Annotated in this window: 7 protein-coding genes; all 7 read right to left on the reverse strand. The window is 73.0% G+C overall.

Annotated features, from left to right (window positions below; all coding sequences use genetic code 11):
• Positions 1 to 202 precede the first annotated feature (202 nt).
• Positions 203 to 2071, reverse strand: a complete 1869-nt coding sequence (locus LW587_RS02175; protein ID WP_232627967.1) for a response regulator — start codon at positions 2069 to 2071, stop codon at positions 203 to 205.
• Complete coding sequence (locus tag LW587_RS02180; RefSeq protein ID WP_232627968.1) at positions 2068 to 3792, reverse strand: response regulator; 1725 nt, start codon at positions 3790 to 3792, stop codon at positions 2068 to 2070. Before LW587_RS02180 ends, LW587_RS02175 begins: the two co-directional genes overlap by 4 nt.
• Positions 3789 to 4850: a chemotaxis-specific protein-glutamate methyltransferase CheB gene (gene cheB / locus LW587_RS02185; RefSeq protein ID WP_232628061.1), complete on the reverse strand. Its 1062-nt coding sequence runs from the start codon at positions 4848 to 4850 to the stop codon at positions 3789 to 3791. Before cheB ends, LW587_RS02180 begins: the two co-directional genes overlap by 4 nt.
• Before the next feature lie 35 nt (positions 4851 to 4885).
• The gene (locus LW587_RS02190; protein WP_232627969.1) at positions 4886 to 7072 is read right to left on the reverse strand and encodes a hybrid sensor histidine kinase/response regulator; all 2187 of its coding nucleotides are present in this window, start codon (positions 7070 to 7072) and stop codon (positions 4886 to 4888) included.
• A 201-nt stretch (positions 7073 to 7273) separates the two neighbouring features.
• Positions 7274 to 8578: a VpsF family polysaccharide biosynthesis protein gene (locus tag LW587_RS02195; protein WP_232627970.1), complete on the reverse strand. Its 1305-nt coding sequence runs from the start codon at positions 8576 to 8578 to the stop codon at positions 7274 to 7276.
• A 10-nt stretch (positions 8579 to 8588) separates the two neighbouring features.
• Entirely contained in the window at positions 8589 to 10700 is a 2112-nt protein-coding gene (locus LW587_RS02200) for a GumC family protein (protein ID WP_232627971.1), read from the reverse strand.
• A gap of 148 nt (positions 10701 to 10848) precedes the next feature.
• The gene (locus LW587_RS02205) at positions 10849 to 11574 is read right to left on the reverse strand and encodes a sulfate transporter family protein (RefSeq protein ID WP_232627972.1); all 726 of its coding nucleotides are present in this window, start codon (positions 11572 to 11574) and stop codon (positions 10849 to 10851) included.
• Between the last annotated feature and the right edge of the window lie 167 nt (positions 11575 to 11741).

Below are 11741 nucleotides of genomic sequence, written 5' to 3' on the forward strand. Positions count from 1 at the left end.
TCGCGAATCGGTCAGGGCCGACACGAAACCATCTTTCTCCCGGTCTATGGGGAGCGCAATCGGGTCGGAACGCGATCGTCGGGCTGTGGCCCCCGGGCGTCATACCAAATCCGGTTGATCCCTTCGGGATGGCGGATTTGGGCTTCGCTCAAACGCCGCGCAGGCCTGATACGGGCTCCGCTTTGATCAAGCGGAGCCCGTATCAGACGCCGCTCGCGAGCAGTTGCGAGACCCGCGCGGCCAGTTCCGCGGAGGCGAAGGGCTTCTGCATCACCGGCAGGTCGTCGGGGATCGGAACGGCCTCGGCATGGCCGGTCAGCAACAGGACCGGAACCCCGGAGAAGCGGCTGCGGATGGCGGCGGCGAGTTCGACGCCGGTCATGCCGGGCATGGCGAGGTCGGCCACCACCAAGTCGAACCCCTGACCCTGCTCCATCAGGGCGAGGGCGGTCGGCCCGTCGGAGGCCTCGGTTTCGGTGTAGCCGAAATCGCTGAGGAAGGAGGCGGTCACGTGGCGCACCTCCCGGTCATCGTCGACGACGAGGATGCGCGCCGGCGCCGTCGCCGTCGGAACGGCGGGGGCGATGTCCGCCGGCTCGCCCTCGGCGACCTCCTCCGCCCGTGGCAGGGCGAGCTCGATCCGGGTGCCGACCCCGACCGTGCTGGTGATGCGCAGGCGTCCCCCCGCCTGCTGGGCGAGGCCGAACACCATCGCGAGTCCGAGGCCGGTGCCCTGGCCGACCGCCTTGGTGGTGAAGAACGGCTCGCAGACCCGCTCCAGCAGTTCGGGCGGGATGCCGGTGCCCTCGTCGGAGACGGCGACGACGGAGTAGGTGCCGGGCTTGAGATCGGGATCGTCCGTGATCTCGGCGCGCCGCGTCGAGATCGTCACGGTGCCGCCGTCCGGCATCGCGTCGCGGGCATTGATGCAGAGGTTGAGGATCGCGAGTTCGAGCTGGTCGGGATCGACGCAGGCGAAGGGCAGGTCGGGTTCGAGGTCCCGGGCCACGGTGACGAGACTGCCGAGGCTCGATCCGAACAGGGCGCTCATGCCCTCGATCAGGGCGTTGGGATCGACCGGCCGGGCCTTGAGGTCGTTGGAGCGGCTGAAGCTCAAGAGGCGCTTGGTGAGGGCCGAGCCGCGCTGGGCCGCGCCGGTGGCGTTGTCGACGAGGCGCTTGACCCGCGGCTGATCGGCGATCTTCGGCCCCACCAGTTCGAGGCTGCCGAGGATGGCGGTGAGAAGGTTGTTGAAGTCGTGGGCGATGCCCCCGGCCAGCGTCCCGAGCGCCTGCATCTTGTCGGACTGGCGCAGCCGCGCCTCCAGGCTCTTCTGCTCGGTGACGTCCCGTTCGATCGTGGCGAGATGGGTCACGTCCCCGCCCGCCCCGCGGATCGGCACGCGGATGACGTGCGACCAGCGCTCGGCGCCGAGCGCCCCGTGGGCGATCACGGTCGAGCCGGCCTCGCCGGTCCGGATCGCGCGGCGGTCGGCCGCCTCGGCCTCCTCCGTGTCCGAGCCGCCGGCGAGTTCGCCCTCGGTCCGCCCGAGGCAGGCCTCAATTCCGGCGCCGACGAGGCCGGCCTTGCGCAGGTTGAGGCGCACGAAACGGCCGCCCGCATCCTTGAAGGAAATCGCCTCTTCGGCGTGGTCGAGCAGGCCGCGCAAGAGCGCACGCTCGGTGGCCAGATCCCGGCCGAGGCGATGGCGCTCGTAGGCGTTGCGCACGGTGGCCCGCAGGAGGGTCGGGTCCCAGGGCTTGGCGACGTAGCCGATGATGCCGCCGCGGTTGAGCGCGGCGATCACCGCCGAGATGTCGGCATAGCCCGTCAGCAGGATCGCCTGTGCTTCGTGAAAGCCACGGGCTTCGGCGAGCAGGATGTCGCCGGTCATGCCGGGCATGCGCTGGTCGGAGACGATGACCGCGATGTCCGGCTCGCTGCGCAGAAGCGCCAGCGCTTCCTCGGGCTTGGACGAGGTCAGGACCCGGTACTCGTCTTCGAGCAGGTCCTCCAGAGCGATCAGGATGTCCGGCTCGTCATCGACGGCGAGAATCGTACCTTTGCTCATGCCGATGCCGGTTGCCTCGGGATGCCGATGACGAAGCTCGCGCCGCCGCCGGGGGCGGTCTCCACGGTGAGCGAGCCGCTATGCGCCTGAACGACGCTGTAGGCAATCGCGAGGCCGAGCCCGGTGCCCGAGCCGACCGGCTTCGTCGTGAAGAAGGGCTCGAAGATCTTCTCGCGCAAGTCTTCCGGAATGCCCGGACCGGTGTCGCTGATGCGGATCGTATCAGTCTCGGCGTCGGACGACGTGGCGATCGTGATGGTGCCCTCCCCCGGGATCGCGTCGGCCGCGTTGCCGAGAATGTTCATGACGACCTGATTGAGCAAGGCGGGCGTACAATGGATCTCCGCGCGGCCCGAGAAATCGCGCGCGACGGCGATGCGGGTCCCGAGCTTGTGCTGGATTAGGGCCAGTACGGTCTCGATCGCCTCCGGCACGTTGACGAGGCCGCGCTCGCCCTCGTCGAGGCGCGAGAATTTCCGCAGGTTCAGAACCAGCTCCTGGATGCGGGTGAGGCCGAGCCGCATCGAGCCGACCCGGTCGCGGGCCTTCGTCAGCGCCCGGGCGCCCTCGGCGGCTTCCGGTGTCGGCAATTCACCGAGCAGTCGCTCGACGGTCCCCTGATGGGCCAGGATGAAGGCCAGCGGATTGTTGATCTCGTGGGCGATGCCCGCGACGAGCTCGCCCAGCGAGGCCATCTTGGCGGCCTGGACGAGCTTGGCCTGCGCCTCGGTGAGCTTGCGGTTGGCATCCTCGAGGTCGCGGTTGGCCTGCTGCAGGGCGTCGGCCAGGGCCGCGCGGGCGGCGGCCGCCTCGGCCTCGGCCCGGGCCCGCTCGACCGCACGTTCGCGGTCGCCGAACTCGCCCGAGATGCGCCGGTTGTCCTCCTCGAGCAGGCGGCGGCGCACGAGGCCGCGCACCCGCATGGCGAGCACCTCGCCGTCGGCCTTCGAGACCACGTCGTCGGCGCCCGCCGCGAAGGCTGCGACCAGGAGGCTCTTGTCGGGTTTGGCGCCGGCCATGCCGATCAGGGGGAAGGCGAGCCCTCCGGTCTCCGCCCGGCTGCGGCGCTCGCCGATCTCGGTGCAGAGGGCGATGCCGTCATAGGGACTGCCGATCAAATCGAGGGTCACGCAGTCGAATGAGGCGCCGGGCTCGTCGAGGGCCGCGAGCGCCGCCGTGCGGTCGGCCGCCGCCACCACGGTGTGGCCTTCCTGGCTCAGGAGCCCGGTGAAGAAGGCCCGGTAGGTGGCGCTGCCATCGACGATCAGGATCCGTCCCCGGCGGAAAGCGGCGCCGGACGGCCCATCCGACGCCCCGCCCCGGCGTTCCCGCAGGAGCGCGCGGATACGCAGCACGAGGAGATCGCGATCGGCGGATTTCTCGACATAGGCGTCGGCGCCGCTCTCGAAGCCGTGGCGCTCGCCGTCGCGGGCGCTGGTGAGCATCACCACGGGCAGGGCCCGGGTGCGCAGGGACAGGCGCATCTGCCGGGTGAACTCGTCACCGTTCATGCCCGGCAAGTGATGGTCGGCGACGACGAGGTCGGGCAGGTCGGTGTTGAGGAGGTCGAGCGCCGCCTCCGCGGTGGCGCAGCGCTGCACCGCGAAGCCTTGCGCCTCGAGCTGGAGCCGCAATTCGAGGGCCTGGGTCTCGGAATCCTCCACCAGCAGCAGGCGGTGGCTCGGGGCCAGATCGGCGCCCGCGGTCGGGTCCCCGCTCATGACGGCCTCCTCTGCGCGAGGCGCAGGAGGTGGGGAGCGACGTGGTCCAGCGGCAGCACCCGCGCCGCCGCCGAGAGCCGCACCGCCGCCGCCGGCATTCCGTAGACGACCGCCGAACTCTCGTGTTCGGCCACCGTCGCGGCGCCGGCCCGGCGCATCTCGAGCAGGCCCTGCGCCCCATCCTCGCCCATGCCGGTGAGGAGGACGCCGATACCCTGAGGGCCCGCCTGCCGGGCGAGCGAGGCGAACAGCACGGTGGCGGCCGGGCGCTGGCCGCCGACCGGCGCGGCATCGTGGACGCGCAGCACGCCGCCCGTGCCGAGTTCGAGATGGCGGTCGCCCGGCGCGACATAGACCCGCCCGGGGCGCATCGCCTCGCCGTCGCGGGCGATGCCGACGGGCAGGGGCACGACCCCGTCGAGCCAGCTCGCGAAGCCGTCCATGAAGGCCGCGCCCATGTGCTGGACGAGGAGGATCGGCAGGGAGAAATCCGCGGCGAGGCCGCCGATCACCTTGGCCAGCGCCGGCGGGCCGCCGGTGGAGGCCGCGATGGCCAGAACGCTCGGGGCCGCCGCGACGGGTTCGAGGGCGACGGGGGGCTCCGGCGGGCCACCGGATTGCCGCGCGGCCCATTCGGCACCGATCGGCCGGCGGCGGATCACCGGGACGGCCGCCATGATGCGCAACTGGGTGCAGATCTGCCCGGCCACCGCCTCGTAGCCGTCGTTCGTCGTCGCCACCGGCTTCTCGACCACCGAGAGGGCGCCGGCCCGGAGCGCGTTCATCGAGATCTTCAACGAGGAATCCTCGACCGAGTCGGCGATCACGACGATCGGCGTCGGCCGGCTCGCCATGATGCGCCGCGTCGTCTCCAGACCGTCGATCCCGGGCAGGCGGATGTCCATGGAGATCACGTCGGGCCGCACGGTGTCGATCGCCGCGAGCGCCGCCTCGCCGGATTCGACGGCGCCGGCGAGTTCGAGGCGCGGGTCGCGGGCGATGATGTGGGTCAGCAGGATACGCACCACGAGCGAATCCTCGACCACGAGCACGCGCACGCGCCCGGTGGGCGCGGAGAGGTCGGGTCCGCCGCTCACAGCAATTGACCGATGGTCTCGAGAAGTTCGCGCTGGTCGAATTTCTGCTTGGTCAGGTAGGCGTCGGCGCCGAGTTCGAGACCGCGGGCGACGTCGCTCTCGGCGCCGCGGGAGGTCATCAGGATCACCGGCAGGCGGGCGAAGTCGTCCTCGGCGCGCAGGGCCTCGACGAGGCCGAACCCGTCGAGGCGCGGCATCTCCACGTCGGCCACGACGCAGTCGACTGGCTCGATGCGCGCGCGCAAGCGGTCGAGCGCCTCCTGCCCGTCGACGCAGACGATCACGCGGTAGCCCGCGGCTTCCAAGATGCTCTTCTCCAGGGTGCGGGTCGTGATGGAATCGTCGACGACAAGAATCGTCGAACGTTGCTTGCCCGGCATCGTTCCGTCGCCCGAGACCTGCGTCGGCGGGTCGGCGCGCACCGGGCCCGGGCCGGCGCGGCCGAGCCGGTCGAGGAGACCGTCGGGGTCGAGGACCAGGGCCGGGGTGTCGGTGCCGAGGATGACGGTTCCGGTCACGAGGGCGGGGTCGGCGCCGAAGGGCGGAGCGGGCAGCACCAGGAGCGTGCGCACCTCGTGCAGGCGCTCGACCGTGACGACGCAGCGGCCGCGGGCGCCGCGCAGGCGCAGGGCCGGCATCAGCCGCTCCTCCCCCGCCACGGGCGGCGCGCCGAGGAGCGCGCTCAGCGCGGCGACCGGAAGCGTCGCGCCCTCCCCGTCCTGCGCCGCGACCGCTAGGACCGGCCGGCCCGCCACGGTGTCGAGGCCGGCGGGATCGAGGCGCAGCAGCGCCTCTACGGCGCCGCTCGGCAGGGCGTAGCGGGTGCCGCCCGCCTCGACGACGATCACCGGACGGCGCGCCGCCGAAAGCGGGAGGGTCAGGACCAGGGAGGTGCCGTGGGGCCGTCGGGCGGAGAGCCGCACCTGTCCGTGCAGGACCCGGGCGACCTCGGCGACGACGGAGAGGCCCATGCCGCGGCCGGAGAGCGCGTCCACCGCGCCCGCAGTGGAGAAGCCGGGTTCGAAGGGCATCGCGAGGAGGGATTCGGCGTCGAGCACCTCGCCGGGCAGGATCAAGCCGCGGGCCCGGCCCTTCGCCTCGATGGCGGCGAGATCGGGCCCGCGGCCGTCGTCGTGGATGCCGAGGACGAGGCGCCCGCCCTGGGCCTCGACGGTGAGCTGAATCGCCAGCGCGGCGGGTTTGCCGGCGTGGGCGCGGGCCTCGGGGGGCTCGGCGCCGTGGCTCAGGGCGTTGCGCAGGGCGTGCAGCACCGGGTCCTTGAGCGCCTGAAGCATGGAGCGCTCGACTGGCAGGTCGAGGCCGCGGGCGGTGACCTCGACCTCGCGCCCCTCGGCGCGCGCCTGATCGCGGACCGCCCGGGCTAGGCCGCCGAACACGGTCTCGGCGGGGACGAGGGCGAGGCGCTCGGCCTCCTCGCGCAGGCGCGCGGCGGCGGTCTCGACCGTGAGGTTGGCGGTCCTGTGCCCCTGGGCGAGATCGGTGGCCTCCCGCAGCAGCGTACCGAGCCCGGCCTCGATCTCGGCCAGCGCCGCGCGCAGGGTGCCGGCCTCGTCGCCGGAATCCGGGCGGCGGGCGGCCTCGGCCCGGAGGCGCAGCGCGCGGATCTGGCCGCCCAGGCGCGTGACGCGCTCGGTCAGGACGGTCTGCGCGGGCAAAGCAGTCCAGAGCCCATGGCTCGCCCGCGTCAGCGCTTCGACGGAGGCGGCTGGAACCCGCAGCACCGCCTGGGACGGTTCGGCGGCCGGCTCCGGCGTGGCGGGCGGCGGGGGCGCTTCGACGGCCGGGGGCGGAGGCGGCGCTGCGGCGGACGGGTCGAGGCAGGCCGCAAGGGCCGCCAGCGCATCGTCCGGCATCGACCCGCTGCCGCCCGCGGCGACGAAGGCCTCGATGCGGTCCAGCGCGAGATGGGTCGCGGCCCGGGCCTCCCGGTCGAGGCTGCGCTGGCCGGTGTTGATGCGCTCGAACAAGGCTTCGAGCTGGTGGGAGACCGCCTCGACCGGGGGGAGATCGACCGCCCGGGCAGCCCCCTTCAGGCTGTGGGCGCGGCGGAACACGTCGTGCCAATCGACGGCGCCCTCGGCCGCGAGGGCGGCGCGGATCGCGTCGAGATGCTCCCGATGCTCGACCTCGAAGGCGGCGAGCAGCTGCTGCCGGATGTCCATGCGGCCCCGTCCGGCGCTGCCCTGAGCGCCTGTCTGATAGGGTGGACCGGGTGACGGTCGGGCCGGATCGCGCGTCCGCCCCGGCGCTCCGGTCGCCCGGCCCAGCTCCCTGCCGGCCTGCCGCTACCACATCCCCGCAGCGCGAAACAACGCGGGCGGACGTCTCTCGTGGGGGTCGCGCGCCGGGATCCGGGCCCGGGCTCAACCGTGAGGTATCCTGCGGGGCGCGGCGGGAAACAGCGGCCGATAGAGCGCCAGCAGGATCAGGGCGAACTTCGCCAGCAGGGTCGTCTTGCTGGCGAGGCTCTCGGAGGCGTTGACGAGGAGGGCGAAGCCGACGACCGGCAGGAGGGTGCCGGGCCGGCAGCGCCGCACGATCTCCGCGACGAAGAGAACGACCGCGATCGTGAGCAGGGCGGTCATGAACACGCCCTGGTAGAGCAGCATCCGGACGATCGGGTTCTCGATGCCCCATTCGAGGCCGTGCATCCGGCGCAGGGTCTCGACATAGGCGAGGTCGGGACCGAACATCAGTTCGTGCAGCGGAATCCGATCGAGGAGCGCCAGCATCTCCAGGCGGGCATGGGCGCTGCCGCCGTCCGAGACGAAGCGCTCGGCGAGCCGGTCGAAGAAGCCGCCCACCGCGAGGCCGACCAGGGCCGGGGGCGCCATGGCGAGGGCGGCGAGGCCCGCCGCGGCGCCGAGCAGGGGCACCCGGCCCCGACGCAGCACCCGCAGGGTCGCGACGAGGGCGTGAAGGGCGCCGAGCACCACCACGACCACGATCGCCGTGCGCCCGCCGAAGGTGACGAGGGCGGCGCCCTGCAGCGCCAGCATGGCCAGGCGCGGGCCGATCCGCAGACAGCCGCCGCCCCCGATCAGGGCGAGCATGTAGGTCGCGGTGACCAGCGCATTGACGAGGGGATGGCCCTGGAAGGCTGCCGAACGGGTGTCGGTCGGGAAGGTCTCACCGTCGAGCCGATAGGGGAACACGAGCTGCCCGGTGGCGAACTCGGCGAGCCCCAGGCCGGCATTGGCGAGCATCACCGCATGGAGGACGGCTTCCAGCGGCCCGAGCCGGGCGGGATCGATCCGCACGAGCAGCATCATGGCGAGCGCCGGCCCGGCGAAGGTGTCGATGGCGCCCGCCAGCCCGGTGCCGGAGCGCAGCGTGACCTGCAGGAGGAGCGCCGAGCCGACGACGAGCAGGAGCAGGCTGGCGGGCGCGTCGCGGACGGTGCGCAGGCAGAAGCCCACCGGATCGCCCGACGCGACCAGCGCCCAGAGGAAGAGCAACCCGGCCAGGGTGCTCGCCGGATGGATCTTGGCGGCGGCGCTCCCCGTGAAGCCGTCGTAATTGATCCCGAGATGCCACAGCACCCCGCCCGAGAGCAGGAACAGAACGAGCAACAGCAGGATCGCCGGGCGCGCCGTGAGACCGCGCGGCCGCGTCCGGGCCGGCGGCGCGGCCCAGGCGGCGGACGGGAGGGACGGGGCGACGGGCATGCGGCTCGCCTCAGGCGCGGGTGACGATCACGCCCGCGCTCACCGGATGCCCGGCGAGCCCGGCGGCCTCGACCGCCTCGGCCACGTCACGCTGCGCCGTCGCGCCGAGGCGCGCCACGAGCAGCACGCCGTCGGCGAGGGGCATCAGGGCGGCGGCCTGCGGATTCTCGGTGATCGCGCCGCCGTCGATGACGACGAGGTCGAAGCGGCGCCCGATCTCGGCGCGGAAGCGGTCGCGGGCCTCGCGGCCGCGCTCGCCCGCCCCCCGCGTCGCCCGACCCACGCCGAGGAGGCGCACGCCGCTCGACGGACCCTGCCGCAGCACCGTCCCGAGGGGCTCGTCGCCGCGCAGCACGTCGAGCAGGCCCGGCGTCGCCTCGGGGCCGAGCGTGTCGGCCTCGATCATCAGCACTTGGAGCCCCCGCGCCTCGGCAAGACCGGCCAGCAGCTGGGAGAGGCGGCGGCGTTCGGTGGCGTCGGAGGCCGCCGAGGTCACGAACACGCTGGTCGCGCTCCCCAGCGTGCCGCCGCGGATGCCGAGGAGCCGCGTCAGGGCCAGGGATCCGGCCGCTTCGCGGGCCGCCTGCGCCGCCCGCCGGGCCCGCCCGCCGCGCCGCCGCGCTCCGTCCGGCACGAGGCCGATGACGGGCGCGCCGGTCAGTCCCTGGAACTGTCCGCGGGAGAGTACGGCGGGGCTCGCATATTCGCGCACCAGAGCGAGCCCGGTGCCGAGTCCCAGCCCGGCGGTCGCCGCGCCGAGGATGAACAAAGCCGGCAGCGGCCAGCTCTTGTCCTGGGGCGGGATCGCCCGGGTCACGACGCGGGCATTGGTGGCGTCGATGCCGGCCCGCTCCTCGATCTCCCGGGCGCGGGTGAGGAAGGTGGTGTAGACGCTGCGGCTGGATTCGACCTCCCGCTCCAGCTCGCGCAGCTTCACCGCCGCCTGGTTCGTCGCCGCGCTCTCGCCGCGCAGCCGGGCGAGATGGGCGGACATCGCCCGTTCGCTCGCCGCCGCCCGCTCGTAATCGGCCCGGGCCGCTTGGGCGATGCGGCCGAGTTCGGCGGTGATGAGTCCGCGCACTTCCTGGAGCTGGGTCGTCACCGCGAGGATCGACGGGTGGCGTGCGCCGAGCTGGGTCCGCAGATCCGCCTGCCGCTCGGCGAGTTCGGCATATTGCGCCCGGAGCTTGCCGACGGTGTTCGACTGGATCGCCTCGTTGATCGCCTCCGGGGCGCCGCTGCGCCGGGTGGCCTCGATCTGGTCGAGGCGGGCCTTCAACTCGGCGGTCTTGGCCTGCGCCGCGCTCAGGCTCACATTGATCTCGCCGAGCTGCTGCTCGGTGACGAGGCGCCCGTTGGAGCGGACGAGATCGTTCTTCGCCCGGTAGGCCTCCGCCCGGTTCTCGGCCTCGCGGACCCGCTCGCGCTGCTCGCCGAGGCGGTCGGTGAGGGAGGTCGAGGCCCGGCGCGAGGCCTCCGCCCGCGCCTCGCCCTGATCGACGAGATAGGCCGCGGCGATGGCATTGGCGACGCGGGCCGCCTTCTCGGGGGTCTTGGCGGTGAACACGATGTCGATGACGAAGACCCGGTCAGCGCGCTTCACCGCGAGGCGCTTGCGCAGGTTGCGCAGCAGCCGGTCCTCGACGTCGCTGGCGGAAGCCTCGGGCTCCGGCCAGCCGACCAGCGCGCGTGCCTCGGCCACCAGGGCGCCGACCTCGCTGCGGCCGATGAATTCGGGGTCGTCGGTGAGTCCCGTCGCGGCGGCGGCGCGCATCAGCACGCCGGCCGATTCGAGAACCCGCGCCTGGCTCTCGACCTGGGTGACGCCGCCGTCCGGGGCCACCATGGCGGGGTTGATGTCGTTGGTCAGCACCTGGCGGTCGCGGGGATCGATCAGGATCTGCGAGGTCGCGGTGTAGAGCGCGGGCGTCAGCAGGCAGTAGGCCACCGTGCCGGCGACCAAGAGGAGCGTGGTCCACAGCACCGTCGTCCGTCGGCGCCACAGGATGCGCCAGAGGTCGCCGATCTCGGCGCTGCGGTCGATCTCCCCCACCGGACCACGGGGCGCCGGTAGGGCCAGGGCACGGCCGGTCGCCTCCGTCCCGCTCTCGAGCTGCAACATGGCCGGTGACCGCCCCTGCGACTGGTTCCGCTACGGGACGCCGCGATGGGCGCCCGGCGGGACGCTGCAATCGGCATGCGCGGGTCGGGGGCGGATTCCGGTCCCGAATCCGGCGCGGCCGGGGGGGCGGCGTCCCGATCCGGGACGCTCAGCGCTGCGGCAGCCGCGCGTTCGGACCGGCCGGGCCAGAGAGCGCGGCCTTGCGCTCCAGAGCCTTGTGGAGATGGACCATCAGCGCCACGCCGAAGAGCGGCGTGACGAGGTTGACGAGCGGGATCACCATGAGCCCGGCCAGCAGGCAGCCCGCGAGGATCACCGTGAACCCGAAATGCTCGCGCATGGCCCGGGCGTCGGACAGCGGCCGGAACCGCCCGGCGGCGAGTTCGAAATACTCGCGCCCGAGCAGATAGGCGTTGGCGCCGAAGAACGCGACGAGGTTCACCCCCGGCACGAAGACGAGGATCAGGGCGACGAGGTTCACGAGCAGGGCGAGCCCGGCGAAGCGCAATGCCGAGCCCATCGCCGCGCCGAAGGGCAGCGCCCGGCCGCGGGCCTCCGCCGGGAAATCGGTCTGCTCGACGATCTCGGCGACGTCGTCGAGGAAGAAGCCCGCGACGAGGATCGAGACCGCCGGCATCACGTAGGCCAAGGCCACGAACAACCCGGCCCCCGCCAGGAAATAGGCCAGGGTGTCGAGGAAGGGGTAATCCGCGGAGATGTGGTGGCTCGCCTGGAACGCCTGGATCAGGCGGGTGAGCCCGAACCACACTGCGACCAGAAGGCCGATGGTGAGCGCCAGCGACTTGAGCAGGATGCCGCGCAGCGCCGGGGACAGGACCTGGCGCAGAGCCGCGGCCGCGGCCTTGAAGATCATCGCGCCGACCCATCCCTCGAAAATGTCCGGAGCCGCGCCCGACCGCGCCGGGTCGGCCCGCCTCTCCCGGTCGTTGATGAACCGCGCCCCGTTCCCCGCCGAACCGGCCTCCGCCGTGGCGGCGAGCGCGCCCTTGCCCGCCTCGGCGGGGTTCTGGCCGCAACCGT

The sequence above is a fragment of the Methylobacterium sp. Leaf118 genome, from assembly GCF_920984675.1.
Lineage (GTDB): Bacteria > Pseudomonadota > Alphaproteobacteria > Rhizobiales > Beijerinckiaceae > Methylobacterium.

Excerpts from the sequence above, each read along its gene's own strand:
- LW587_RS02175 (WP_232627967.1), bottom strand. The coding sequence starts at position 2,071 with ATGAGCAAAGGTACGATTCTCGCCGTCGATGACGAGCCGGACATCCTG.
- LW587_RS02180 (WP_232627968.1), bottom strand. The coding sequence starts at position 3,792 with ATGAGCGGGGACCCGACCGCGGGCGCCGATCTGGCCCCGAGCCACCGC.
- LW587_RS02190 (WP_232627969.1), bottom strand. The coding sequence starts at position 7,072 with ATGGACATCCGGCAGCAGCTGCTCGCCGCCTTCGAGGTCGAGCATCGG.
- LW587_RS02195 (WP_232627970.1), bottom strand. The coding sequence starts at position 8,578 with ATGCCCGTCGCCCCGTCCCTCCCGTCCGCCGCCTGGGCCGCGCCGCCG.
- LW587_RS02200 (WP_232627971.1), bottom strand. The coding sequence starts at position 10,700 with ATGTTGCAGCTCGAGAGCGGGACGGAGGCGACCGGCCGTGCCCTGGCC.
- LW587_RS02205 (WP_232627972.1), bottom strand. The coding sequence starts at position 11,574 with ATGATCTTCAAGGCCGCGGCCGCGGCTCTGCGCCAGGTCCTGTCCCCG.